The organism is Synechococcus sp. 65AY6A5, assembly GCF_002760415.1.
Taxonomy (GTDB): domain Bacteria; phylum Cyanobacteriota; class Cyanobacteriia; order Thermostichales; family Thermostichaceae; genus Thermostichus.
Genome location: NZ_AXUW01000001.1, coordinates 1455414 through 1479237 on the forward strand (window position 1 = coordinate 1455414; position 23824 = coordinate 1479237).

Here is a 23824-nt window from a genome sequence, read left to right on the forward strand (position 1 = left end):
CGATTCCACTTGGGGAGGAGGCCGGAAGGCGCTGGGGGGCACGCGGCAGATGAGCTCGCACTCGGCCAAGTAGCGCACCCGTACACTCAGAGCGCCGTAGGCTTTGCTGCCAGGGCCGGCCTGCAGGCGCTCGGCCAGCTCTTTTTGCACCATCAAGACGATGCGCTCAAACTGCCTCACCGGCTGGGCCGGGGATCCCAACACTTTCTCCAAAATTGGGCCAGTGAGGTTATAGGGGATATTGGCCACCAGCAGGCGGGGCTGAGGCGGCAGCGGCAGGCGAAGAAAATCTCCTTCCACCAAGTGAAAGCGGGGTTGGTCGGCGAAGCGCTTTTGCAGCAGCCGACACAGATCCCGATCGATCTCTACCGCCACCACATGTACGCCCTGGGCCAGCAACCGCTGCGTCAACTGCCCGGTGCCGGGGCCGATCTCCAGAACCCACGCAGGATCCCTCTGAGGAGGCGGCAACTGGGCGGCCCGCACAATCGCCTCATGAACCGCGGGATCCTTAAGCCAATGCTGGCCAAACCGTTTGCGGGGATAGGGCATCGGTGGATCAGCACTGGGCCGGATAGGGCATTAGGTTGGGATTCGTAGCCTCTGGGGGGCCTTCTTGAGCTGGGCTCGCCTCCCCCCCTGGGAGCGGCTGGCGGTAGAGGGGCACGGTAAAAGTGACGGTGGATCCCAGCCCTTCGCCCAGGCTATAGAAGTTGATCTCTCCCCCCATTGCCTCCACCAGCCGTTGGCTGATGGCTAGGCCCAAGCCGGTGCCGCCGTACTGGCGGGTGGTGGAGCCATCCACCTGGGTGAAGGCCTGAAACAGCTTCTGCTGCTTTTCCAGCGACACGCCGATCCCGGTATCGATGACGCGGATGCGGGCCATCCCCGGGTCGCCGGGAAGGAGGTCGGCTCGTACCGTCACCGAGCCTTTGGGGGTGAACTTGATGGCATTGCCCACCAGATTGAGCATCACCTGCAGCAGGCGTTGGTAATCTCCGTACAGCCAAATCCGATCCGGCGTGGGGGGCAGGTGGAAGCTAAGTTGCAATCCCTTCTGTTTGGCCTGCAGGCCGGTTTTGGCCTCCACATCCTTGAACAAGGCGCGCAGGTCGCAGGGCTCAAACTGCAACTGCATTTTGCCCGCCTCGATCTTGGCGATGTCCAGCACGTCGTTGATCAAGGCCAACAGGTGCAGGGCCGAGCGGTAGGCCTCCTGCAAAAAGTCCAGCTCCTCTTCTCGGCTTTCGGCCATCCCGTCCAGCACCAGCCTAATAAAGCCGATGATCCCGTTGAGAGGGGTGCGCAGCTCATGGGAAGTATTGGCCAAGAATTGACTTTTCAGTTGGTTGGCCGATTCTGCTTGGGCGCGGGCCTGCTCCAGCTCTTTGTTTTTCTGGCGCAGTGTCTGGTTGGCCAACTGCAGGCGAGTGGCCAGTTGGCGACTTTGATCCAGCAAAATGGCGTGGGCAATGGCGGTGCCCAGGTAGGTGGCGATGCTCTGCAGCACCTGAAGGTGGCCGGCCTGCCAGAGGGGGGCTTCGTTGGGGGGCAACACTTCCAGCCAGAGCAGGCTGTTGGCATAGCCCCGGTAAGACATGGCGATGGCCAGATGGCGTCCCATCACCACCGGCTCTTCTTGACGAAGGGCTTGCAGCAGAGGCGGGTGATCCGCCAGACGCAAGGTCTGGTTCAACAGCGAGGGATCCCCCGGGTTGCGGCGGTACTCAGCATTGACTGTGAGGGAGTCCTGCCCCATTTCGTAGAGGGCCAGCAGGCAGCGATCCGCCCCGAACAACTGGCCCAACTGCTCCACCGTCTGCTGGCACAGCTCGCGGATGCCGAGGGAGTGGCCGATGTTGCGCAGCAACTGCGCCGTGATCCCCGGCACCGGCTCGGTCAGGAGGGGATGGCGCTGGGCAGGGGGGCTGCCGGCTCCGCCGGCCAAGTTGAAAGGCGTCGCCCCCAACACCTTGCCCACTACCGACACGGCCACCACCTCCCCCTCCATGTCCCGCACCGGGTTGAGGCAAAGATGCAAGTGCAACTTGTAGCGGGGAGAAATCACCTGACACTGATGCTGCAAGGGATCCCCGCTCGCAAACACCTGCCTGAGCTTGGCTTCGTACTCCTCCGCATTGGCCACCTCCCAGCTTTGCTGTCCGCTCAGGATCTGCTGCGGGTAGATGGCGTAGTTCTCAGCACCCTCCCAATAAAAACTCCAGAAACGCTGCTGGCGATCCTGGGTGTAGAAAATCAGATCCGGTTGGAGGACGCCCATTGGGGGAGAGGCCATCATTGCGTCGGGAAAACAAAGCTCTTCGGCCTGAAGCCTCAGGTTTTCGCAGAGGAAGCTGGGCTGGAGTCCTTGTTGAGGCGGGCGAAGAGCATCCGGCCCGCCGAGGTTTGAATGGCGCTGGTCACCACAACCGAGCGAGTCTTGCCCAGAGAGCGCTGTCCCTCTTCCACCACCACCATCGTGCCATCCTCCAGATAGCCAACCCCCTGGCCCGGCTCCTTCCCTTCGCGGGTGATCTTGATATCGAAGCTGTCGCCGGCAATGTAGATGGGCCGCAAGGCTTCGGCCAGCTCGTTCACGTTGAGCACCTTGATCCCCTGCAGTGTGGCCACCTTCTTCAGGTTGTAATCGGTGGTCACCAGCGTTCCCCCCACATTCTGGGCCAGGCGCACCAGCTTCTCGTCCACGGTGGCCAGATCCGGGTAGTTGGCTTCGTGAATCACAAAGCGGTCGGGATAGGCCTGGCGCAGGGCTTGCAGCGTATCCAACCCTCTGCGGCCTCGCTCCCGTTTTTGCGGATCGGCTTTGTCGGCGATGGTTTGCAGCTCCGCGATAACAAAGCGAGGGATCACCAGCGTTCCCTCCAAAAAGCCTGTCTCGATCAACTGGGCCACGCGCCCGTCGATGATGGAGCTGGTGTCCAAAACCTTGGGGCTGGCCGCCACCACACTGCCCTCTGCGGCCGCCTGCAGGGCGTAGTTGGGGTTGAACAGGCGCAAGAGCGCAGGGCCATGGGTATCGGCCAAACTCACCCCCAAGTAGGCAAAGGACAAGCTAAAAAAGACGGAGGCCAGCGGCTCGATAAAGCTATTGAGCTGCTGAGGCAGGGGCAACAAATAGACAGGAGCCATGGCCAAGTTGGCAATCACCAGGCCGATCACCAACCCCACCGAGCGGCTGATCAACACATCCGGCGGCAGCGAGCGTACATTGGCCTCGAAGCGGCGGTAGCCCCAGCGCACCAAGGATCCAAAAGCCAAACCCGCTAGGACACCAAAGCCGCTGGTAACCACGCGCGCCCCCTCCACATTGGCCCCCTGAATGGCGGCAGGAGGGAGCAGATCCAGGCCGTAGAATCCAAGACCCGCCCCGGCCAACATGAAGATCACAATCAGTAAGACATCTAACATGGCGAAGAAAGCGCCCCTGCTCAGAATAGGCTTGGGTCTGCTGCTCGCAACAGGCAAATCTGAGTCCTATTCTAGTCTTCTGGCTGAAGAGAGGGATCTCATCCCCCACCCCGAAAGAAGGAGACTATGCTGAAGAAGGGCGATCCCTCCCTGGCTTGAGGGGTCTGGCGAGAAATCGCTACAATCAACATCTCGACATCCCAGGCAAGGTCTCAGCAGAGCTGGAAGCAACTATGGCACAAGCACTGGAACTAACGGCCGAAAATGTGGAAAAAGTCCTCAACGAGCTGCGCCCCTACCTGCAAGCCGATGGCGGCAACGTAGAGCTGGTGGAAATCGACGGCCCGGTGGTGAAGCTGCGCCTACAGGGGGCCTGTGGCGCCTGCCCCAGCTCCACCCTGACCTTAAAAATGGGCATCGAGCGCAAGTTGCGGGAGAGCATTCCCGACATCCTGGAAGTAGAACAAGTGTTCTGAGGGCTCTGCCGCTTCTGGTCTGTTATCTTGGTTCCTTAAGGCGGCAGGTGCAGCCGTCGCTGTGGCTCTCTGCCTCTTGCTCTTTTTTTCCTTCTCTCCTTCAAGCCAGCCCATGCCTGTTCTCCTCTCCATCGCCATTCTCGCCCTGCTGATCCTGGTGCATGAGGCGGGACACTTCGCCGCAGCCAAACTCCAAGGGATCCACGTCAACCGCTTTTCGCTGGGATTTGGCCCGGTGCTGTGGCGCTACCAGGGCAAGGAGACGGAGTACGCCATTCGCGCCCTGCCGTTGGGGGGCTACGTGGGCTTTCCCGACGATGACGAGCGCTCTCCCTACCCGCCCGACGACCCGGATCTGCTGAAGAATCGCCCTGTCGCGGATCGCCTGGTGGTGATGAGCGCGGGGGTGATGGCCAACCTGGCCTTCGCCTATCTGGTGCTGGTGCTGATGTTTGCCACGCTGGGGATCCCATCGGTGACGCGCATCCATCCCGGCATTCTCATCGCCCAGGTGATGCCGGATAGCCCGGCGGAGCGGGCCGGCTTGCAGGCGGAAGATGTGGTGTTGCGGGCAGCCGACCACGATTACAGCACGGTTGCCGACGAGGCCTCGGCCTTGGCAGCTCTCAATGATTTTCAGGCGTTGATCCGCCGCAGCCAAAACCGGCCCGTCCCCCTGCAGGTGCAGCGAGGGGAGGGGGATCCCATTCTGGAGATCACGGTGACTCCCGAGATGCGGGGAGAGGTGGTGGCCATTGGGGTCAACCTGGCCCCCAACCAAGAGGTGACACTGCGCCCGGCTCAGAGCCCGGCAGAGATCTTTGCCGAAGCCGGGAACGCCTACCAGCGCTTGGTGATGATGAACCTCAGTGGCCTGCAGCAGCTCCTGCAGAACTTCCAAAACACCGCCACCCAGGTATCCGGCCCGGTGGGGATTGTCAAGCTCGGCGCGGATCTGGCGCGGGACGATGCTGCCAGCTTGTTTAATTTCACCGCCTTGATCAGCATCAACCTGGCTATTCTCAACCTGTTGCCCCTGCCCGCCTTGGATGGGGGACACATCGCCTTTTTGATCTTGGAAGCGATCCGCGGCAAGCGGCTGCCCAAAGAACTGGAGGAACGGGTGATGCAGACGGGCTTGGTGCTGCTGCTGGGGCTGGGGGTAGTGCTGATCTTCAAGGACACCCTTGCCATCGTCACCGGGTCGGGCTAGTTGCAGATGAGCGGCAAGCGGGCTTTGCGCCAGCGGGCTTTGGAGATCCTGATCCGGCTGAAGCGCCATTACCCCAACTCTACCTGTGCCCTCCACTACGAAACGCCGCTGCAACTGCTGGTGGCCACCATTTTGTCTGCACAGTGCACCGACGAGCGAGTCAACCAAGTTACGCCGGAGCTGTTTCGCCGCTTTCCCGATGCCCAGGCGCTGGCGGCGGCGCCGCGGGAGGAGATCGAGGCCCTGATCCGTCCCACCGGCTTCTACCGCAACAAGGCTAAACACATCCAAGAGGCCTGCCGCAAGATCGTGACGGACTTCGGCGGCCAGGTGCCCCGCACCATGCCGGAGCTGCTCACTCTGCCGGGGGTGGCCCGCAAGACGGCCAATGTGGTCCTGGCCCATGCCTTTGGCATCAACGCTGGCGTGACTGTCGATACCCACGTCAAGCGCCTCAGCCGTCGCCTCGGCCTCACCGAGCACGAGGATCCCGTGCGCATCGAGCGGGATCTGATGCAGTTGTTGCCGCAAGCCGACTGGGAAAATTGGTCCATTCGCCTGATCGAGCATGGGCGGGCCATTTGCACCGCCCGCAAGCCCCTTTGCGAACAGTGTTTTCTGGCCGATCTCTGCCCCAGCGCCCCCCTCCCGGGGCCGGCGGAGAAAACGGACAGAGAAGCCGCAACAGCCTCCCAGACTTGAGCGCCTGGCATCCGGTTTTTCGGCTCCCCCTCGCCCTAGAATAGGCTGCATGGACGATCAAGCGACTAGACCGACCGCCGCGACCTCGCCTGTTCTCGTTATTGCCGGGCTGACGGGATCCGGGAAAACCCTGGCCATCCAGCAATTGGAACAACTGGGCTACACCGGCTTGGAAGGGATCCCGCCTGACCAGGCCGTTTATTTAATCGAGGCAATCCGGCCTCGCCACCCTGCTCTAGCGGTGAGCCTAAACCTCCACACCCCGGAATATCGGGAGCAGTTCCTTGCCTTTGACCGCTGGCGGCAAGCGCAAGGGATCCCTTTCCTCTTTCTGGAGGCTCGTCCCCTGGTATTGCTCAACCGTCTCAGCGCCCACCGCCGCCCCCACCCTCACCGCCCTGGCCTTGGCCTGTTGGAGGCCATTGAGCAGGAAGTGCGCGATCTGGCCCCCGTGCGGGAGCGCTGCACCCACCTCCTGGATACGTCTGAGCTGAACAGCCAGCAACTGCGGCAGCAATTACAAGCCCTGGTCCACGGGATCCCACAGCCGCTCAACCTGAGGCTGGTCAGCTTCGGCTTCAAGTACGGTGCCCCCCCCGATGCCAACTTGCTGTTCGACGTGCGCTTTTTGCCCAATCCCTTCTTTCAGCCCCATCTGCGCCACTTGACCGGCCAGGATCCGCCTCTGCAGGAGTTCCTCTTTGCGGATCCAGTTACCCAATCCACCTACCGGCAGATCTTTTCTCTGGTGCAGGCGTTCTGGCCCCACTACCGAGCAGAACGACGGCCTCACCTGACCGTGGCCATCGGCTGCACCGGCGGGCAACACCGCTCTGTGGCTCTGGTGGAGCGCCTGGCTGAAGATCTGCGGCCCTGGGCTGTCCCCACCGACAACCCTGCCCTGACTGCCCTGAACATCCAGGTGCAGCACCGCCATTTGCTGGATTCGCAGCGGGAGCTGGAGGCCCGCTTTGGCCCGCCACCCCCTGCCGCTGGCGTAGAACAGCAACAGGTTAGGATCCCTTTGGCCGGCGTTCCTGCACCTCCCCATGACTAAGCCCGCGCCCAGCAACAAGTCCACTGTGTGGGGGCCTCGCCGTCGCCAGGCCACTTGGCCGGGAAATGGCTGGAAATGGCTCTTCCCTGGTCTGGCGGTCAAGCGCTGGCTCACCCTAGCCGTGGGGGGCGTGCTGCTGATGGTGCTGGGCATCGCCATCTGGACAGAGCTGACCCCCATCTTTCGCCTCAAGCGATTAATCGACATCACCCTGCGCCTGATCACCACCTGGATCCCCAACAACATCAGCGGCCCCTTGGTGACCGGGATCGGCTTGGTGATGGTGGTGCTGGGCTTTCGCAGCGCCATGCGCTCCATCGAAGATGTGCTGATCCCAGAAGGAGACGAGGCGCTGGTGGATAAGCTCCTGTCGCGGCGACGTCTGAGTCGTGGCCCTCGCATCGTGGTGCTGGGGGGCGGCACCGGCCTTTCCAACCTGCTGCGGGGGTTGAAGCACTACAGCTCCAACATCACCGCCATTGTCACCGTGGCCGATGACGGCGGCTCCTCAGGGCGCTTGCGGCGGGAGATCGGCGTGTTGCCCCCTGGAGATATCCGCAACTGTCTCACCGCCTTGGCCAACGAAGAAAAGCTGCTCACGGAGCTGTTTCAATACCGCTTCCAGGCTGGGGAAGGTCTGAGCGGGCACAGCTTCGGCAACCTGTTCATCACCGCCCTCACCGCCGTAACCGGGGGCGACCTGATTCGGGCCATCACCGCCACCTCGCAGGTCTTGGCCATTCAGGGACGGGTGCTGCCGGCCACCCTGGCGGACGTCACCCTCTGGGCGGAGTTGAGCGATGGCCGCCGCGTGGTGGGCGAGTCCAACATCGCTAAAGCCAGGGGGCGCATTTGCCGCATTGGCTGCGACCCGCCCAACCCTCCTGCCTTGCCCGAGGCGATCGAGGCCATCGAGGCGGCAGAGTTTGTGGTGCTGGGGCCGGGTAGCCTCTACACCAGCATCATCCCTAACCTGTTGATCCCGGAGATTGTGGAAGCTCTGGCCAAGAACATGGCGCCCCACATCTACGTGTGCAACATTATGACCGAGCCAGGGGAAACCGACGGCTACACCGTTGGGGATCACGTCATGGCCCTGGATCGGGTGGCGGGCGTGCGCTTGTTCGATGGTGTCCTGGTACAGCGGGAGCCCCCTTCTCTCCGCGCCTTGGAGCATTACCGCCGCAATGGCTCTGAGTTTGTGGTGCTGGATCCGGATAAGCTGGCCTACCTAGGTTGCCGGGCAGTTCTGGCCAACGTCATGCAAGAGGATCCTGAGACCGGCTTGGTGCGTCACAACCCTGAGCGCCTAGCGGCGATGCTGATGCGCTGGTTTGACAGACACCGCTAAACCACCCCACGGCCCCACCTTGCTAAGGGCTAGCTGTAGCCGGTAGATCCTTGCGGCTAAGTCGTGCACAAGAGGAGTTTCCATCCCCTTGCGGGAAGGGGTAGGGGAAAAAGCCTGATTAAAGCTGGAAGTCTTTTGGAAAGTAGGCCAGGATCGAGTTGAGGGATCCCAAGGGACGGCGCAGCGTTCCCGGAAAATCCCGGCAAGCTGTTAGCTTTGGAGGTTGTGCGCCAATGGTAAAGTTGTTCTCGTCTCTTTTTAAGAGGACTTCTGACTCCTTGGCTGGGATCCCGGCTGCCGAGTTGGGCGCTCCTCAGTCCTGTGCCGGCGATAGTGGCATGGATCCCTGGGCTGGCCAACGGGAGCGGATGGTGAGGGAGCAGATCTTGCAGCGAGGGATCCGCGATCCCCGGGTGCTGGAGGCAATGCGCAAGGTGCCGCGCCACCTTTTCGTTCCCCCGGAGCTGCGGGAGCGCGCCTACAGGGATTGCCCGCTGCCCATTGGCTACGGCCAGACGATTTCTCAGCCCTATATTGTCGCCTTTATGACTGAGGCGGCCCGCCTCACCCCTGAGTCGGTGGTGCTGGAAATCGGCACCGGATCCGGCTATCAGGCGGCCATTTTGGCCGAGCTGGCCCGGCAAGTATATAGCCTGGAGCGGCTGGCTCCCTTGGCCGCCCGCGCTCAGCAAACCCTGGCCTCCTTGGGCTACCGCAACGTGGAGGTGCGCCAGGGAGATGGCTATCAGGGTTGGCCGGAACACGCCCCCTACGACGCCATCGTGGTGACGGCAGCCCCCCCAACCCTGCCGACGCTGCTGCTGGATCAACTGGCGGTGGGAGGTACCCTGGTGGTGCCGGTGGGCGAAAGCCAGGGATTCCAATCCTTGCTGATCCTCCACAAAACCCCGGAGGGGGTGGTGCAAAAGGGGGCCTTCCCAGTGCAATTTGTGCCCATGGTTTAGTCTTCTGCGGCCAGCCAGAGCTGGCGGCGAATTTGCAGCGCCAACTGAGGGTGGTCGGTGATCAGCCCCCGCACCGGCGGCTCCTCCCCAGACGGGCGCAAACAGAAGGCCATGATCTCCGGATCGTTGACCGTCCAGACGTAGAGCGGGATCCTGGCTTGGGCCGCCGCCGCCAAAAACGGCAGGTCCAGCCAAGAGTAATGGGGGGCGAGAAAATCCGCTCCCACCTCGCGGCAGTAGGTCAAGAGGGATCCCTTCTCTCCCTCCGGCTGCGCCTCCACCAACAGGCCAACCTGGGGGGCAGCCCCTCCCAGAAGGGCTTTCACCCGTTGCGCCACCTGGGGCAAAAAAGAGGTGATCACACACTCTGCAGGGGTCAAGAGCTTGCCGATGAGGGCGAGGATCTGTTCTTCGTAGCCCGCCTCTTTCAGCTCGATATCGAGGGCAATCCTGCCCCTGACGTGGAGCAGCGCTTCTTCCAAGCTGGGGATCGTGGGCTTGCGGGCGCGGATCTCCGCCCAAGTGAGCGCCGCCAGCGGCTGCCCCTCCAGCTCGGCATCGTGAAAAACCAGCGGGATCCCGTCGCGGCTGCGGCGCACGTCCAGCTCGATCCCGTCGGCCCCGCCTTCGATGGCCGCCGCAAAAGCGGCCAGGGTATTCTCCTCGGCGTGGGTGTGATCCCCGCGGTGGGCGACAATCCGGGTGGGAAAGCGATAGTCTGGAGGAGTTGAAATAATCTCTCTAGCCATGGACACAGCTGCAATTGCCGCCTTCAAAGAGCGCATCAAGCGCATTCGCGAGCGCCGGCCCACCTTGGTCAAGCTTTTGGAAAAGCCAGACCTGGGCAGCTTGCGGGTCGATGTCAATCAAGCCTTGGAGGAGATCGACGAGCTGCTGCAGGAGTTCGAGCAGACCTTTGGCCCCCAGGACTAGCCAGCCTGGGCGAGCTCTTGCAGTTGGGCCAAGACCTCGGCACTGTGCCGAGAGGGGTTGACAATCGGGTCGATGGCCCGCAGGATCCCCTCAGGATCGATCAAAAAAGTGTTGCGCAGGGCCATCTCCCCCGTCCAGGAGCCGTAGGCGCGGCTAACCGTGCCCTCAGGATCCGAAAGCAGAGGAAATTGCAGCCCCTCTGCCGAGCAAAACCGTCGGTGCGAGTCCACCGAGTCGGCGCTCACGCCCACAATCTCCGCTCCCAGCGTCCGAAACTTGGGCAGATCCTGCTGGAAGCGCCGCGCCTCGATGGTACACCCGGCAGTGAAGTCGCGGGGATAGAAGTAGAGCACCACCCACTTGCCGCGAAAATCCGCCAGCCGCCGCACCTGGCCCGACTGATCCGGCAGCTCAAATTCCGGCGCCGGCGCCCCGATCTGCGGCAGGGGGGTGGTGCCCCACTGGGCCAAAGCGGGCTGAACCCCTGCCCAGCTCACCAGCAAAGCCGTAAACAACCCCACAAGGCCCAACCAGCGCCAGCTCCTGCCCCCTTCCTCGATAACCACTGCAACACCTCTCCAGCTTTCTAGCTCTAGTTTACATAACTTCACGGCAGCCACTTGCAGAGCAAAAGCTGGGGTGGGATCCCCAGCCAATGCCAAAGTTGAGAGGTGCGCTGGATGGGAGTGTAGCGCAGTTGGGCGTAGAGCTGCCGGGCGGCCAGATTGTCTTCCACCACGTGCAGATACAACTGGTGATAGCCCCAACCTTGCACCACTCCTTCGGCGCTGAGCAAAAGCTGCCGCGCGATCCCGCGCCGCCGCCAAGGGGGCAACACCGCCAAGTTGGCCAGATAGGGATACTTCCCATGGGCCATCGCCCGCAAGGAGATCTCGGCAGTGGCCACCACCTCGCATCCCACCGCAGCCGCCAGGCAGCAGTAGTGCGGATCCCTGGCCGCCAGCTTGAGGCGCAAATCCTCGCGGATGCCCAACTTGTGAATCGGGTGGAGCCAGCGCTGCAGACCCAAGGGCGGGTAAAAGACCTGGGCGAGAACCTCCGCCACGGGCTCCAAATCACCTAGCGTGACGGGATAGACCACGAGGGAGGGCAACACAGAGGAAAACAGGGCGTTCAAGCATCTGTTGCAAGCGTCCTTGCTATTTTCGCAGAGAAGCGGCAAGCAGCTCGCAGCCAACAAGAAGTGGCGGCAACCCCACCGGCACCGCCACTGAACCGACAAAACTTGAGTGGAGGGGAAACCACCCACCCCCATGCACGTCACCTGCATCCAAACTTAGCTGTCTCTTCACTTATTCGATTGTTCTGAGCGATTGTTCTGAGCTCACCCCCCTCTGCTCAATTGACGGGGAGAGTAGAACAGCCACCTGACGAACCAACTTTTGAAGCTCTGCTCCCGAGCGTTGAAGTGCCAAAACCTGACCCGCTCTCGCACTGTGCCCTACAGCTCCCCAGCATAGCGAGCTGAGCCTTTGGCGCGATAGACATCATCGGTAATGGGCTGGTAACCTACTTCAACCAGATCAGACTTGGCAGGCGTGAACACGCGGATAACTGCTCTAGCAATTTTCGAGAGAAAGGCAAGCATAAAAACCTCCTCCAAGCGAGCGTGAAACTATGAACTGGGCGAACCCAAAATTGCTAAAGCCCGCAGCCCTTGCTCTACTGAGCAGAGTCCTGATTCGCCAGAGTCTGCAGGGGGGAGCACCTGAACCCGACCGAGCATCGGTTTTCCACCTCTTCCTTGATCCTAAACGGAGACTCGAAATAGCAGGCCGGCATCCCTTAAACGGGTAAGACCGCTCGCCATCTTGCCATCTCACCAGAGGTAAACGACCCCTTATCGTTGCAGCGGCTGACCTCAACAGACCCGACCGCTATTTGATTTAGCTCCCATGTCCCTTCTTCGGAAGAAAACCTGTCGTAGGTGCCAGGTGCTCCTCTGGGCAAGACAACCGCTTGCTATAGAAACCTGCCGGCGCAACGGATCGGAAGTTTGCACGAGATTGGATCAAAACGTTGACCGACAGGAAGCTTTGAGCTTGGGCAGATTGCAGGCTGGTGTCTCGCCTTTGAGATGAAGCTGAGATATTATCCTCCTTGCTTGAATCACTACATTTCTAATCTAGCTTGGGTCAAATCCCTCTACAATGGCTGGCAACCGTTCTTAACAGTCTAGGTCATTTCTTTAATCGTTCTTCCCATATTTCTTCAACATAGGTCTCCAGTAGATCTTGCAGTCGGATCCTCTGCCCTTTTCCAGAAGAAAGGTCTACTTTTTAGAAACTTTCCAGAAAGCAGGGGGGCTGGATCCCCAGCTCAGCCGAGGATTTGACCGAGACCACTCGACCCGGCCTCGGTGGGCCTCCCCCTTCAGGCGGGTGTCGGGGAGAACTTCAATTCCGGGGCCGAGAGCGCAGGATCAGCAGGGAAAAGTAGGGGGGGCGATAGTCGGCCAATCCTTCTAGGGTGGGGAAGAGAGCTTGCTGGGGCCAACCGGCCCAAACCACCAAGCTGGCCTGCTGTAGCCAACCTCTTGCCGCTAGCCACTGCCAAACCTGAGGATAGACGGGGGCCACTTTCATCAGCACAACCACGTCGGCCCAGGTGCAGGCCTTCTCCAGCTCCGTCAGGGCAAAAAGAGCAGGCAAAATCGCCAATTTCTCGGAGCCGAGCGCCAAAGGGGATCCCAGAGCGGCAGCGGCGGCAAGAGGAGAGCACACCCCCGGTATGGCCTGGATGGGCAAGTCGGGGATCCGCTGCCGCAGGGCTTGGGACAGGTAGGCAAAGGTGCTGTAGAGGCCCACATCCCCTTCGCAGACAAAGGCCACATCTTCTCCCCGCTCCAGAGGCGGGGCCAGTTGCTCGGCAGCCGCTTGCCAGGCCGCCTGCAGCAGCTCGACTTGGGTAACAAAGGGCAGATGCAGCGGCAACAGGGTTTGTTCCGGTCGCAGCCAAGGGCGCACGATTTGGTAAGCTAGGCCCGGCTGGCCGGCGGCGTTCTGGGGGCAGGCCACCCACCTGACGGCGCCGAGGATGCGGGCTGCTTTGAGGGTGAGCCACTCGGGATCCCCGGCCCCGGCGCTAATGCCCCAAAAAGTCCCCAGGCCCATGGTGGAGCTTGTCCGCCAGCTCAGGAAGCTTGGCCGTCTGGCCCCTCAGGCCTTGCCTCGGCGGCGTCGGGGCGAGTGTCAGGCTCTGGACGTCCCCCACCTTCTGCGGCCAGATGATCGAGGGCCTCTTGGAGCGAGTTGCGCAAGGACAAAAACTTCTCTAGCCGCACCAGTTTCACCGTTTGGGTGATGCGGGGGTTGCTCACCACCTGAAAGATGCCCCCACGGCTCTGGGCCAGCTTGGCCAATTGCACCAGGGCACCGACGCCAGAGCTATCGATGAAGTCGATCCCCGTCAAATCCAGGATGAGATTGGGGGATCCCTCTTCTAGGTATTTGGTGACCACCTTAACGAAGACCGGCTCAGAAAAGGCATCCAGAAGGCCCGTCAGGTAAAAGACCTGGCAGTTCTCCAGCGCTTCGTGGCTGCCGCGCAAGCTGACCGTCAGAGACAGAGGTTCCGGAATGGCTTTTCTCCTTTTATCTATCTCGACAGAGGGTTGAGGCCCGATCTCGGGCGTGGAGATAGCTTAGCATCCCTACTCCCTTGGCGAGACGGTATTTTTCCGCGGGCAGGGGATTGCGGCTGGGGGCAGGGATCCCTGCTTTTTGGCCCCTCGTGGCAAGGCGGGAGTCCTTGGGTAGGATGGGGGCAGTTTTTGATGTTCCCCAAGGAGGCCGGCCTGCGGGCCAGACAGGGCTTCTCAAGTGGGGTGGTTGGGATCCCTGAGGGGCGAGCGTTGGGAGAGGATCGGCAGGAGCAAGAGGGGCAGCGGCGACGCTTTTCCCTTCCCCCCGGCACCTGGATGGTGGCGGGGCTGGGTTTGGGCTTGACGGCTGCCGCTTTTGGGGCTGCCTGGGGAATCGGGGCCTACTTTCAAGATCGGGTGCTGCCCCAGGTGGAAGCTACCCTCTCGCAGGCGATGCGCCGGCAGGTGGAATTGGGGGAGGTAAGGTTTGTAGCCCCTTGGCAGGTGAGGCTAGGGGAAAGCCACATCGAACATCTGGCCAGCATCGGCTCCATCGACCTCAGCCCCGACTTCTGGACCTGGCTGCAGACGGGGGAGTGGGTGCTCAATATTACCCTGAATCAGCCGCAACTGCTGCTGATGGAGACGCTGGATCGCGGCTGGGCAGACGTGCAGTTTCAACTGCCAGAAGGCGAGGGATCCCTGCCCTTGCAGGGGCTGAACATCCGTTTGCAGGGGGGATCCCTGACGGCTATTCCCTTAGTGGGAGAGCGGCGCCGGTTTGAGCAGTTGCAGGGCCAGGCGCAGGTGTGGCTGAGTGCCCCGCCGGGGGAGGAGGGAGGGGGTCGGGCCAGTTTCCAGCTCTCGGCGGCGCTGCGCTCTCTGGAGGGGGAAGGGGGCTACCCCCTGCAGCTCCGGGGGGTGGCGGATTTCGCCCAGGCTTCTGGCTCGGTGACGCTGGCCGCTCGGCGCCTGCCTTTGGAGCTGCTGCCCAGCGTCTTGCCGGCGGCGCCCTTGACTGAGGTGGAAGGGGAAGCCAGTCTGGATCTGCAAGTCCTCTGGGGAGGAGAACGCCCTTGGGAGTTGACGGGGCAAGCCCAGGTTCAGCAGGCGCGGCTGGGGCTGGAGAGGTTGCCCCATCCTTTTGAAGAGGTGAAGGGCTCCGTTCGCTTTACCCTAGAGGAGCTGGAACTGCAGGGGGTGAGCGGTCGTTTTGGCCAGCTTGCTTTTGAAGATCTCAACGGCTCCATTGTCTTCGGCGACAAGGAGGGATTGGATCTGCAAGCCGCTATTGCCCCGGCCAGCCTGCAGCAGATCCAGGAGACTTTCAACGTTGAGCTGCCGGCGGAAGGGGTGGTGGCGGGATCCCTGAGGGTCACCGGGCCGCTGAATGGGCCGCAGATCCAAGGGCAGTTGCGAGGGATCTCGCCGGGGCGGGTGGATCGCCTGCCGGTGCCGGAATATGCTTTTGGCTTCCGCTTGGCCGATCAAACCTTGGCCTTTGAGGAAATCGACCTGAAGGCCGCCGGCGGGCGGATCCAGGGATCCGGACAACTGCAATGGGCTGCCGGCTTAGCAGGCCGGTTCGATCTCCAGGTCACTGGGGCCGATGTAGAGCAGGTGCTGGCTCTCTACGACCTCAACCTGCCGCGGCGGGGCGAGCTGGGGCCGGTAAGTGCCCAGGTGCAGGTGGCGCTGGCGGGATCCCGGCCCCAGGTGGAGGCCACCTGGACAACCCAAGGAGGAGAGATTGCCGGCAGAGGACAGCTGCAGATCTTGCCCGAGGCCGAGGGGTGGGCGGTACAGGTGCCGCAGGCGGTGTTGGAGCTGGGCGGGGGCCGGGCCCAGGTGGCGGGGCGGTGGGCGGGAGGGCAAGTCCAAGCCCAAGTGGCTCCCCAGGATCTGCCGCTGGCCTTTTTTAACCCGCAGTGGCCGGGATCCCTCTCTGGTGAGCTGATGGCGCAGGTGGACACAGGGGAGGCGGCGGAGGTGGGTTTCCTGGCGGCGTTGCGGGCGCAAGGGTCGCTAGCCCTGTCCCAGCCTTTGGGAGAGAGGGGAGTGCAATGGGTTGACGGCATCCGCGGCCAGGTAGCTTGGGAAGGATCTGGCTTGCGTATCCAGCAGGCAGAGATCTTGGCCGACACCGCCCGCTTGGCCAGAGTAGAGGGAGAGATCCCGGTGGATCCCCAGACGCTGCAGGTGGGATCCCTGGACCTGAGCTTTGCCGCTGACGGGATCCCCCTGGCGGAAGTGCCCGGCCTGCCGCCACTGCTGCAGGGGGTGCTGCAGGGATCCGGGCAGATCCGCGGCTCTCCGGACAACCTGCAGGTGGCTGGCGAGGCGCAGTTGCGCGGCTTGCAGGTGGGGGAGGTGGCCTTTGCCGACTTGGCCGGGCCCTTTAGCTGGTCTGCCCAGGGGACGGCGGTGGAGCTAGTGGGGGCGCGGGAGCGGCTGGCGCTGCAGTTGGATCCCCAGTTTCGGCCTGTGCAATTCCAGGTGCGGCGGGGCGAGGCGGAAGTGCGCGGCCAACGCCAGCAAGATGAACTGCAGGTGACGGCAAGCCAGTTGCCGCTGGCTTTGCTGGGAGGGTTGGCTGCCGGGCCCTGGGCTGGCCTGGGCGGAACCCTCAATGGGGAGGTGGCGCTTGACCTGGCCAGTGGCGCCGCTCGAGGTCGAGCTGCGGTCGAGGGGCTGCGGCTAGGCGATCTCGCGGTGCAGGGCCTCTCAGTGGATTTCGATTATCGCCCCAGCGACGACTCCCGCCCCGCTCGCCTGACCCTTGCCCAAGCCCAACTGGAGCTGTTCGAGAGCCTCTACACCGCCAGCGGCACTTTGGAGCTGCCGGCAACCTCTCTCCAGGCTGCTTTGGATCCCACCTCGGAAGTCCCCATTCCCCAAATCGACCTGCAGATCAGCACCCGTCAAGGCCGCTTGGAAGATATCGTCTCTACTTTCAAGTGGCGGGAGTGGAGCGATATCACCAGCCGCGGTTTTCGGCTGCCACCTTTGGGCCCTGCCGCTGTGTTAGAGACAGAGCCGGTCGGCCTGCCCGGCTATCCGCTGCTGCAACAACTGGAGTACTACGCCCAGATCCTGGCCGCCCACCTGGGGGCCCTGGCCAGCCGTATGGATCCCCGCATCCCGCCGCCCACCAGCCTGCAGGGGGAATTTCAGGCCAGCGTCAGCCTGGTCGGCAACCTCAACCGGCCCAGCGTCAGCTTTCAGCTCGAGGGCCAGAATTGGCAGGCCCAGGAGTTCAGCATCGAGAGCCTCACCGCCAGCGGCAGCCTGGTCGAAGGGGCGGTGGTGCTGCAGCCGCTGCTGTTGCGCAGTGGCGAACGCCAGGCCCTGTTCTCTGGCAAGGTGGGCCTGGAGGAACAGTCGGGATCCCTGCAAATCCAAGCATTTCCTCTGGCTTTGCTGGATCGCTTCCTGCCGGACGAGCTGGAGCTGCAGGGAGATCTCAACCTGGATGTGGAACTGGCAGGCAACCTGCGGGATCCCCGGGCCCGCGGCTCCCTGACGGTGGTCAACGCCCAGATCAACCAGGTGCCGCTGCGGGAGGTGGGGGGACAATTTGACTACAACCAGGGTCAACTGCGCCTGGAGGGCGCCCTGCTGGCCAACGGCGACGAGCCGATCCGCCTTTCCGGCCTGGTGCCCTACACCCTGCCCTTTGCGGAGGTGCGGGCCGCATCGGATCAGATCGACCTCACCCTGCAAGCCGAGAATGGCGGCCTGCGCCTGATCAACCTCCTCACCGACCAGGTGCGCTGGGAAGGGGGCCAAAGCCAACTGGAGCTGGCCATCCGCGGCAGCTTGCGAGAGCCCAGCCTGCAGGGGAACCTCAGCCTTAGCTCCGGGATCCTCAAGTTGGCCGCCCTGCCGGAGCCCATCACCGACCTGACCGGCCAAATTTTCTTTAACCTCAACCAATTGGAGGTGCGGGAGCTGCAGGGCCAGTTGGGGGGCGGATCCCTCTTGGCCAACGGCTTTTTGCCCGTCAACTCCCGCGGCGCCCTGCAGATGGACGAGACCTCGCCACCCCTAACGCTGCAACTGCAAGGGATCCAGCTCACCCTGCCCAACCTCTACACAGGCCGCCTGCAGGGGGAGGTGGTGGTGGGCGGCCTGCTGCTGCGGCCTTTGCTCGAGGGGCGCCTGGAGGTCTCCCAAGGGATCGTAGATGCCAGCCCCCGCCCTGAAAAAGGGGAAGCGGCGGCAGCTCCCGCAGACTCGACTCAGGCGGATCCCTTTTGGCAGCCGCGGCTCAACGGCCTGGAGCTGGTTTTGGGGCCCGGGATCCGCGTGCAGCGGCCCAACCTGTTTGAATTCCACGCCAGCGGCAGCTTGCGCCTGTTCGGCACTCCCCAAGACCTGCGTCCGGCGGGCACCATCGCCCTGGAGCGAGGCCGCGTCAGCCTGCCCATTGCCAACTTTCGCCTGGATCGCTCCCGCCCCAACACCGCCACCTTTGACCTGGACAACCCCTTCGATCCTTTCTTAAACCTGCGCCTGGTGACCCAAGCCTTCGAGGTCTATCGCTTTCCCCAGGATCTGTCCCCCTTCGACACCAACCGCAACCTGCCGGGATCGCAGCAGAGCATCGAGATCTTTGCCAACGTCAACGGGCGGGCCAGCCAGCTTGCGGCTGCGGATCCCCGCAACGGCGTTCTGACCCTTTCCAGCAGCCCCAGCCGCTCCCCCCAAGAGATCGTCGCCCTGTTGGGGGGAACAGCTTTGGCCCAACTCAACCCCGAAGCAGGGGTGGCCGGGCTGGCGGGAACGGCTTTGCTTAACGATGTGTTGGAGACGCTGCGGGACACCCTCGGCTTGGATGAGGTTCGCCTCAGCCCCGTTCCCCAGGTCGATACCCGTGCCCCCAGACGCTCCTCAGTCGGCCTGGCGCTGGAGGTGGCCCGCGATCTGGGGCCGGCTACTTCCATCTCGGTGCAGCGCAACCTGACGGATCCCTTTCAGCCCACCCGCTACAGCGCCCGCTACCGCCTCAACGACCAAACCCTCACCCGTGCCACCACCGACCTCGAGGGCAACAACGTCCTTTCCCTGGAGTTCGAGACCCGCTTCTGACGGGATCCGCTCTGGCCAGACTACGGTTTGTTACATCGTTATTGCTACGCAACGCTGTCGCGAATGCGTCGGCGGCGCAGAGCGCTTGGGTAGTGGCGAGGATCCCTTGGAGAGTGTCTTATATCTGGTTTAAAGTGGCCATAGTTTCTCAACGGCTTTTGGACGGCCAGGGATCCCTTGAACCCGACTTCCTAAAGATAGCTAGAATAAACACCTGCCTGTGTGAGCCTGGAAGATCAAAACAAGCGGCCAACCTGTGTTCCCACTTGGAGAGTTGACAAGTGAATGATCCAATCTGACCAGCCATGAGGAAACAACAAGTATTGCAATTGCTCGGCGAGCAATTTGCCGAGATTCAAAAGCAATTTGGTGTGCGGCGACTGGCCCTGTTTGGCTCAACTGCTCGTGGCGAGGATCAAGCCGGCAGCGACATCGATATCCTAGTTGAATTTATTGGTAAAGCCGACTCCAAGCGTTACTTCGGTCTGCTCTTCTACTTGGAAGACAAACTTGGATGCCCCCTAGACCTTGTGACCGACAAGGCTCTACGCCCCGAACTTCGTCCATTGATAGAAAAAGAAGCAATCTATGTCCCGTGAATGGCGTTTCTACCTAGATGATATGATTGAATTTGCCAAGCGAGTCCTTGAATACACAGAGGGGTACACTCAAGAAGACTTTGAACGGGATCGCCGAACCTATGATGCGACCTTGAGAAACATCGAGTTGATTGGTGAGGCAGCCACTCACATTCCTGCAGAAGTCCGTAACCAGAACGAAAATATTCCTTGGCGACAACTCATTGCCACTCGTAACCGTATCATTCATGCTTATCTTGCTCTAGACAACGACGTTTTGTGGAGTATCATCCAAAGTGACATGCCCCAACTGCTTGACAATTTACAGAAACTAAAGCGTAGTCTCTCCGATTCTCCCTGCTAACCCTAACTTCAGGAGCAACGCCGCCGTTTTCATCCAGTTGGAAACCCCCTCTGACGGGATCCACTCTGGCCAGACTACGGCTTGTTACATCGTTATTGCTACGCAACACTGTCGCGAACGCGCCGGCGGCGCAGAGCGCTTGGGTAGTGGCGAGGATCCCTTGGAGAGTGTCTTATATCTGGTTTAAAGTGGCCATAGTTTCTCAACGGCTTTTGGACGGCCAGGGATCCCTTGAACCCGACTTCCTAAAGATAGCTAGAATAAACACCCGCCGTGTGCGGTGACTGGCCCTGTTTGGCTCAACTGCTCGTGGCGAGGATCAAGCCGGCAGCGACATCGATATCCTAGTTAAATTCATTGGTAAAGTCGACTCCAAGCGTTACTTCAATCTGCTCTTCTACTTGGAAGACAAACTTGGATGCCCCCTCGACCTTGTGGCCGACAAGGCTCTACGCCCCAAACTCCGTCCACTGATGAAAAAAGAAGCAATCTATGTTCCGTGAATACATGTGGAGTATCATCCAAACCGAAAGTCGATCTAGAGGTAGCGGCTGATGTCTTCTCCCTGTTCTGCCAAAAACGACAAAGCCCGGAAGCGCAGCCCTACTACTTGATCGTAGAAGGGGTTGAGCTTGCACATCGGTGGAATGTGCATCAGTTTGTGGCCAAACAACACCACATCTCGCTCGAAAGGACAGCGGGCCGGGATCCACCGACACAAAAAGTGGGCCAAGCGGGGATCCTGAACTTCAATGCTGTCAATTGCCGCTCGAATCGGTTGCAAGGGCGCCTGCAGCCAGTTGCGCAGGCAAGCCGCAGACTTAAGATATGTGACAGTCATGGAATCCATCTGCTCCTGAGGGGCTTTGCGATCACGTTGCCAAGAAATCGTGGTAGAGCCCATGGCCTTTCACCTCAACACCTCAAAGGGTGTTCGCTTTCTCCAGCAGCCACGCCCTTCTGCCCGGGTCTTTGCCCAGGTTTGTATCCAGGGAAACAGAAGAGCCTCTCTCCAGACTCAGTCTGCCTTGGCTGGCCAAAAACTTGCCTGGGTAACCCAAAATCTCTGCTCAAGTTTGTAGAGGTACACATTTTGTATTCAAAAGTTAATCTGTAACGAAAGCTACGGAAATTGGGTTCTTCGCCGGCAAGCTGCCAAGCGGAGTCCAGGGCTGCTGCCCCTATTTCCAGCATGGAACAGGCCTTGAAGTCAGGGTAGAGGGATCCCCGTAATTGTCGCTGTCTTGAAAGGGCCGTTTTGCTTTTGATCGATGATGTTTACAATCGCCGTGGCCGGGAGTTACGGAGGATAACGGCCAAGGGATCCCGGCTGCCGGGCGTTCTACAATGCCAGAAGAGATTTGCAGCGGGTGAGAAGTCGGCGGCGGATTGGGATCCCGGCTCTTGCCTCGGTTTTCATTTGAGAGGCTGTCCATGAAATTGGCCTATTGGATGTACGCTGGCCCCGCCCACATCGGCACGCTGCGGGTGGCCAGTTCTTTCAAAAACGTTCACAGCATCATGCACGCTCCCCTGGGGGACGACTATTTCAACGTGATGCGTTCCATGCTAGAGCGGGAGCGGGACTTTACCCCGGTAACCACCAGCGTCGTTGATCGGCAGGTGTTGGCGCGGGGATCGGACGAGAAGGTGATTCGCAACATCGTCCGCAAAGACGGCGAGGAGCAGCCTGATCTCATTGTGGTTACCCCCACCTGCACCTCCAGCATTTTGCAGGAGGATCTGCATCACTTTGTGCGGCAGGCGCAGTTGTCCAGCCGCTGTGACGTGCTGCTGGCCGATGTCAACCACTATCGGGTCAACGAGTTGCAGGCCGCCGAGCGCACCCTGCACCAGATTGTGGAGTTCTATATCAACAAAGCCCGCAAAAGTGGGGAGTTGAGCGGCCCGCCCCGGAGGACGGAGCGTCCTTCCTACAACATCCTCGGCATCTCCAGCCTGGGCTTTCACCATGCCCACGATCTGCGGGAGTTGAAAAAGCTGCTCCAGGATCTGGGGATCGAGCTCAATTTGGTGATCCCGCAGGGGGCCAGCGTCCACGATCTCAAGCACCTGGGGCGGGCCTGGTTTAACGTGGTGCCCTACCGGGAACTGGGGCCGATGACGGCTCGCTACCTGCAGGAGCAGTTTGGCACACCTTATGTGGAGATCACCCCCATGGGGGTGGTGGAAACAGCCCGCTTCATCCGCCAGATCCAGCAGGTTCTCAACGAGCAAGGGATCCCGGTGGACTACGAGCCCTACATCCAGGAGCAGACCCTCTACGTTTCCCAGGCGGCTTGGTTCTCCCGCTCCATCGATTGCCAAAATCTGACCGGCAAAAAAGCCGTGGTCTTTGGGGATTGCACCCATGCGGCAGCCATCACCAAGATCCTGGCCCGCGAGATGGGGGTTCATGTGGTCTGGGCGGGCAGCTATTGCACCTACGATGGCGAGTGGTTCCAGGCAGAGGTGGGCGGGTATTGCGATCAGGTGCTGCTGACCGAAGATCACACCCGCGTAGCCGATGCCATTGCCCAGGTGGAGCCTGCCGCCATCTTCGGCACCCAGATGGAGCGGCATGTGGGCAAGCGGCTGCGGATCCCTTGTGGGGTAATCTCGGCGCCCATGCACGTGCAAGATTTTCCCATCGGCTACCGGCCCTTTTTGGGGTATGAGGGCGCCAACCAAATTGTGGACCTAATCTACAACTCCTTTACCCTGGGCATGGAGGATCACCTGCTGGAGGTCTTCGGCGGCCACGACACCAAAGAAGTGATCCACAAGAGCCTGAGCGCCGATTCCGATCTCATCTGGACGCGAGAAGCCCAGGCGGAGCTGAACAAAGTGCCCGGCTTTGTGCGCGGCAAGGTGAAACGCAACACCGAAAAATTTGCCCGCGAGCGTGGCCTGACCGAGATCACCCTAGAGGTTATGTATGCGGCCAAGGAGGCTCTCGGGGCTTGACGGGATCCATCCCAGGGGATGGCAGGTCTGGCCAGCCGATCCACAAATGGAACTCCTGTACAACGCCGCGCACCTGCCAGGATCCCCAGGGATCCACCTGCCAGGTTAGCCGAGCTTGGCCGGGCCGCCACTCCAAAAAAGGCTGGGATCCCCCGCCGTGCAGGCTGATCAGGGCGACTTCTTCGGGGCGGGTGAGCACCTGCCGCTCGGCTCCGGCGCAGGTGAGGCTGAGGCCGGAATGGTTGGGAAAGGCGTTGCACTGGATCCAAAACCAGCGGCGAGGGAAGCTTTGTCCCCAGTTTTTTTCGGCGTAGGCGGGGGCCTGCTCGAATTCGAAGCGCCTGCCCCGCCACTCCACCCAGCCGGTGGCCAAGCCATGGCTCATGAGGATCTGCCAGCCCGGCTCGAAGATGGGCAGATAAGACCAGGCTCCCATGGTGGCCCGCGGCGGGATCCCGTAGGCAGAGCAGAGTTGAATGCGATAGAGCCAGCGGATGGCCTCGCCTCTGACAGGATCTGGCAGGATCCCCTGGTTGAGGCGGGCGGTGTATTGGTAGCCGCTGGCGGTGCGCTGGAAGAAGGTGAAGGGATCCTGAAGGCCGCGACAGCCGGGGCCTGGGATCCCTGAGTGCCCCAAGGCCAGATGGGTTGAGCTGGCCCAAAAGCGGCGGGGATTGGGGAAGGTGCGCCAATGCAACTCCTCCTCCGGCCCCAACACCTGAGCCATGCCCCCTCGCTTGGGATCGATGGCGTACATGAAGGCAAAGCTGATGGGCGGATCCCCGGGCAAGGTGACGCGGCTGTACCAGCCCTCGAAAAACGGCTCGGCACAGCCATCCCAGTGATAGCCGGCATGGGGCAGGGATCCCCAATCTGTTGAGTTGTTTTGCCCAGAGCAAGCCGCCGTTAGAGGAAACGCCATTGAGACCTAAGCCATCGCAACAATGATAAACGGAAGTCTATGCTTACCAAAATAATAATTGTATTGTTTCTATATTTATTTGCCCTTAGGATATCAACCAAGCTGAGATTTAAGGATTTCTTGAGATTTCACGAAGGAAATCCATGGGTCAGGCGACTTGAACTGGAAAGCT

General features: G+C 61.3%; 23 protein-coding genes. 12 read left to right on the forward strand and 11 right to left on the reverse strand.

Going from position 1 to position 23824, the window contains the following annotated elements:
• From rsmA to SYN65AY6A5_RS06965, 3 genes are all read right to left on the reverse strand, one after another.
• Positions 1-552, reverse strand: a 552-nt coding sequence (gene rsmA, locus SYN65AY6A5_RS06955) for a 16S rRNA (adenine(1518)-N(6)/adenine(1519)-N(6))-dimethyltransferase RsmA (RefSeq protein WP_240531005.1), incomplete at its 3' end; no start/stop codon positions are given.
• Positions 553-559: 7 nt separating this feature from the next.
• Complete coding sequence (locus SYN65AY6A5_RS06960) at positions 560-2281, reverse strand: ATP-binding protein (protein ID WP_011429801.1); 1722 nt, start codon at positions 2279-2281, stop codon at positions 560-562.
• Between the two features lie 53 nt (positions 2282-2334).
• On the reverse strand, positions 2335-3429 hold the full coding sequence (locus tag SYN65AY6A5_RS06965; protein WP_011429800.1) for a PIN/TRAM domain-containing protein: 1095 nt from the start codon (positions 3427-3429) through the stop codon (positions 2335-2337).
• A 233-nt stretch (positions 3430-3662) separates the two neighbouring features.
• On the opposite strand from SYN65AY6A5_RS06965, the gene SYN65AY6A5_RS06970 reads away from it, so the two are divergent.
• The 6 genes from SYN65AY6A5_RS06970 (at position 3663) to SYN65AY6A5_RS06995 (ending at position 9193) form a co-directional block, all read left to right on the forward strand.
• A complete protein-coding gene (locus tag SYN65AY6A5_RS06970) occupies positions 3663-3905 on the forward strand; it encodes a NifU family protein (RefSeq protein ID WP_011429799.1) in 243 nt (80 codons plus the stop codon).
• 112 nt (positions 3906-4017) lie between these two features.
• Positions 4018-5118 (forward strand): RIP metalloprotease RseP, encoded by a 1101-nt coding sequence (gene rseP / locus SYN65AY6A5_RS06975; protein ID WP_011429798.1) that lies wholly within the window; start codon positions 4018-4020, stop codon positions 5116-5118.
• A gap of 6 nt (positions 5119-5124) precedes the next feature.
• Positions 5125-5820, forward strand: coding sequence for an endonuclease III (gene nth / locus SYN65AY6A5_RS06980; protein ID WP_011429797.1), 696 nt, complete (start codon positions 5125-5127; stop codon positions 5818-5820).
• Positions 5821-5869: 49 nt separating this feature from the next.
• The gene (gene rapZ, locus SYN65AY6A5_RS06985) at positions 5870-6877 is read left to right on the forward strand and encodes an RNase adapter RapZ (protein ID WP_099835597.1); all 1008 of its coding nucleotides are present in this window, start codon (positions 5870-5872) and stop codon (positions 6875-6877) included.
• On the forward strand, positions 6870-8228 hold the full coding sequence (locus SYN65AY6A5_RS06990) for a gluconeogenesis factor YvcK family protein (RefSeq protein WP_011429795.1): 1359 nt from the start codon (positions 6870-6872) through the stop codon (positions 8226-8228). The genes rapZ and SYN65AY6A5_RS06990 overlap by 8 nt, the downstream gene beginning before the upstream one ends.
• A gap of 233 nt (positions 8229-8461) precedes the next feature.
• Complete coding sequence (locus SYN65AY6A5_RS06995; RefSeq protein WP_083759154.1) at positions 8462-9193, forward strand: protein-L-isoaspartate(D-aspartate) O-methyltransferase; 732 nt, start codon at positions 8462-8464, stop codon at positions 9191-9193.
• Here the strand turns inward: SYN65AY6A5_RS06995 and SYN65AY6A5_RS07000 are convergent.
• A complete protein-coding gene (locus tag SYN65AY6A5_RS07000) occupies positions 9190-9942 on the reverse strand; it encodes a glycerophosphodiester phosphodiesterase (RefSeq protein ID WP_011429793.1) in 753 nt (250 codons plus the stop codon). The genes SYN65AY6A5_RS06995 and SYN65AY6A5_RS07000 overlap by 4 nt on opposite strands.
• Between SYN65AY6A5_RS07000 and SYN65AY6A5_RS07005 the strand changes: the two genes are divergently transcribed.
• Positions 9941-10126, forward strand: a complete 186-nt coding sequence (locus SYN65AY6A5_RS07005) for a hypothetical protein (RefSeq protein ID WP_011429792.1) — start codon at positions 9941-9943, stop codon at positions 10124-10126. The two genes, SYN65AY6A5_RS07000 and SYN65AY6A5_RS07005, sit on opposite strands and share 2 nt — an antisense overlap.
• Here the strand turns inward: SYN65AY6A5_RS07005 and SYN65AY6A5_RS07010 are convergent.
• From SYN65AY6A5_RS07010 to SYN65AY6A5_RS07025, 5 genes are all read right to left on the reverse strand, one after another.
• Positions 10123-10596 (reverse strand): peroxiredoxin, encoded by a 474-nt coding sequence (locus SYN65AY6A5_RS07010; RefSeq protein ID WP_228375501.1) that lies wholly within the window; start codon positions 10594-10596, stop codon positions 10123-10125. The two genes, SYN65AY6A5_RS07005 and SYN65AY6A5_RS07010, sit on opposite strands and share 4 nt — an antisense overlap.
• A gap of 137 nt (positions 10597-10733) precedes the next feature.
• Positions 10734-11264 (reverse strand): GNAT family N-acetyltransferase, encoded by a 531-nt coding sequence (locus SYN65AY6A5_RS07015; RefSeq protein ID WP_041438176.1) that lies wholly within the window; start codon positions 11262-11264, stop codon positions 10734-10736.
• Between the two features lie 324 nt (positions 11265-11588).
• The gene (locus tag SYN65AY6A5_RS14005) at positions 11589-11735 is read right to left on the reverse strand and encodes a hypothetical protein (protein WP_011429789.1); all 147 of its coding nucleotides are present in this window, start codon (positions 11733-11735) and stop codon (positions 11589-11591) included.
• Positions 11736-12543: 808 nt separating this feature from the next.
• Positions 12544-13260: a precorrin-2 C(20)-methyltransferase gene (locus SYN65AY6A5_RS07020; protein WP_099812307.1), complete on the reverse strand. Its 717-nt coding sequence runs from the start codon at positions 13258-13260 to the stop codon at positions 12544-12546.
• A gap of 20 nt (positions 13261-13280) precedes the next feature.
• Entirely contained in the window at positions 13281-13748 is a 468-nt protein-coding gene (locus SYN65AY6A5_RS07025; RefSeq protein WP_228375500.1) for an STAS domain-containing protein, read from the reverse strand.
• A gap of 174 nt (positions 13749-13922) precedes the next feature.
• On the opposite strand from SYN65AY6A5_RS07025, the gene SYN65AY6A5_RS14675 reads away from it, so the two are divergent.
• The 4 genes from SYN65AY6A5_RS14675 (at position 13923) to SYN65AY6A5_RS07045 (ending at position 20266) form a co-directional block, all read left to right on the forward strand.
• Positions 13923-18821 (forward strand): translocation/assembly module TamB domain-containing protein, encoded by a 4899-nt coding sequence (locus SYN65AY6A5_RS14675; RefSeq protein WP_276307390.1) that lies wholly within the window; start codon positions 13923-13925, stop codon positions 18819-18821.
• Between the two features lie 305 nt (positions 18822-19126).
• Positions 19127-19420 carry a nucleotidyltransferase family protein gene (locus SYN65AY6A5_RS07035; RefSeq protein ID WP_011429785.1) on the forward strand — a complete coding sequence of 98 codons (294 nt, stop codon included), beginning with the start codon at positions 19127-19129 and terminating at the stop codon, positions 19418-19420.
• Positions 19410-19763 (forward strand): DUF86 domain-containing protein, encoded by a 354-nt coding sequence (locus SYN65AY6A5_RS07040; RefSeq protein ID WP_011429784.1) that lies wholly within the window; start codon positions 19410-19412, stop codon positions 19761-19763. Before SYN65AY6A5_RS07035 ends, SYN65AY6A5_RS07040 begins: the two co-directional genes overlap by 11 nt.
• A 290-nt stretch (positions 19764-20053) precedes the next feature.
• Complete coding sequence (locus tag SYN65AY6A5_RS07045; RefSeq protein WP_255322556.1) at positions 20054-20266, forward strand: nucleotidyltransferase domain-containing protein; 213 nt, start codon at positions 20054-20056, stop codon at positions 20264-20266.
• A 35-nt stretch (positions 20267-20301) separates the two neighbouring features.
• Here the strand turns inward: SYN65AY6A5_RS07045 and SYN65AY6A5_RS07050 are convergent, their stop codons facing one another.
• Positions 20302-20604: a Mo-dependent nitrogenase C-terminal domain-containing protein gene (locus SYN65AY6A5_RS07050; RefSeq protein WP_011429783.1), complete on the reverse strand. Its 303-nt coding sequence runs from the start codon at positions 20602-20604 to the stop codon at positions 20302-20304.
• 593 nt (positions 20605-21197) lie between these two features.
• On the opposite strand from SYN65AY6A5_RS07050, the gene bchB reads away from it, so the two are divergent.
• Entirely contained in the window at positions 21198-22730 is a 1533-nt protein-coding gene (gene bchB / locus SYN65AY6A5_RS07055; RefSeq protein ID WP_099812309.1) for a ferredoxin:protochlorophyllide reductase (ATP-dependent) subunit B, read from the forward strand.
• On the opposite strand, the gene SYN65AY6A5_RS07060 is transcribed toward bchB, so the two are convergent.
• The gene (locus SYN65AY6A5_RS07060; RefSeq protein ID WP_099884139.1) at positions 22696-23652 is read right to left on the reverse strand and encodes a tocopherol cyclase family protein; all 957 of its coding nucleotides are present in this window, start codon (positions 23650-23652) and stop codon (positions 22696-22698) included. The two genes, bchB and SYN65AY6A5_RS07060, sit on opposite strands and share 35 nt — an antisense overlap.
• Positions 23653-23824: the final 172 nt, after the last annotated feature.

Excerpts from the sequence above, each read along its gene's own strand:
- SYN65AY6A5_RS07035 (WP_011429785.1), top strand. The coding sequence starts at position 19,127 with ATGAGGAAACAACAAGTATTGCAATTGCTCGGCGAGCAATTTGCCGAG.
- nth (WP_011429797.1), top strand. The coding sequence starts at position 5,125 with ATGAGCGGCAAGCGGGCTTTGCGCCAGCGGGCTTTGGAGATCCTGATC.
- SYN65AY6A5_RS14675 (WP_276307390.1), top strand. The coding sequence starts at position 13,923 with ATGTTCCCCAAGGAGGCCGGCCTGCGGGCCAGACAGGGCTTCTCAAGT.
- SYN65AY6A5_RS07005 (WP_011429792.1), top strand. The coding sequence starts at position 9,941 with ATGGACACAGCTGCAATTGCCGCCTTCAAAGAGCGCATCAAGCGCATT.
- SYN65AY6A5_RS07020 (WP_099812307.1), bottom strand. The coding sequence starts at position 13,260 with ATGGGCCTGGGGACTTTTTGGGGCATTAGCGCCGGGGCCGGGGATCCC.
- SYN65AY6A5_RS07050 (WP_011429783.1), bottom strand. The coding sequence starts at position 20,604 with ATGACTGTCACATATCTTAAGTCTGCGGCTTGCCTGCGCAACTGGCTG.
- SYN65AY6A5_RS07040 (WP_011429784.1), top strand. The coding sequence starts at position 19,410 with ATGTCCCGTGAATGGCGTTTCTACCTAGATGATATGATTGAATTTGCC.
- bchB (WP_099812309.1), top strand. The coding sequence starts at position 21,198 with ATGAAATTGGCCTATTGGATGTACGCTGGCCCCGCCCACATCGGCACG.
- rapZ (WP_099835597.1), top strand. The coding sequence starts at position 5,870 with ATGGACGATCAAGCGACTAGACCGACCGCCGCGACCTCGCCTGTTCTC.
- SYN65AY6A5_RS06960 (WP_011429801.1), bottom strand. The coding sequence starts at position 2,281 with ATGGGCGTCCTCCAACCGGATCTGATTTTCTACACCCAGGATCGCCAG.
- SYN65AY6A5_RS06970 (WP_011429799.1), top strand. The coding sequence starts at position 3,663 with ATGGCACAAGCACTGGAACTAACGGCCGAAAATGTGGAAAAAGTCCTC.
- SYN65AY6A5_RS06995 (WP_083759154.1), top strand. The coding sequence starts at position 8,462 with ATGGTAAAGTTGTTCTCGTCTCTTTTTAAGAGGACTTCTGACTCCTTG.
- rseP (WP_011429798.1), top strand. The coding sequence starts at position 4,018 with ATGCCTGTTCTCCTCTCCATCGCCATTCTCGCCCTGCTGATCCTGGTG.
- SYN65AY6A5_RS06965 (WP_011429800.1), bottom strand. The coding sequence starts at position 3,429 with ATGTTAGATGTCTTACTGATTGTGATCTTCATGTTGGCCGGGGCGGGT.
- SYN65AY6A5_RS14005 (WP_011429789.1), bottom strand. The coding sequence starts at position 11,735 with ATGCTTGCCTTTCTCTCGAAAATTGCTAGAGCAGTTATCCGCGTGTTC.
- SYN65AY6A5_RS07000 (WP_011429793.1), bottom strand. The coding sequence starts at position 9,942 with ATGGCTAGAGAGATTATTTCAACTCCTCCAGACTATCGCTTTCCCACC.
- SYN65AY6A5_RS07060 (WP_099884139.1), bottom strand. The coding sequence starts at position 23,652 with ATGGCGTTTCCTCTAACGGCGGCTTGCTCTGGGCAAAACAACTCAACA.
- SYN65AY6A5_RS06990 (WP_011429795.1), top strand. The coding sequence starts at position 6,870 with ATGACTAAGCCCGCGCCCAGCAACAAGTCCACTGTGTGGGGGCCTCGC.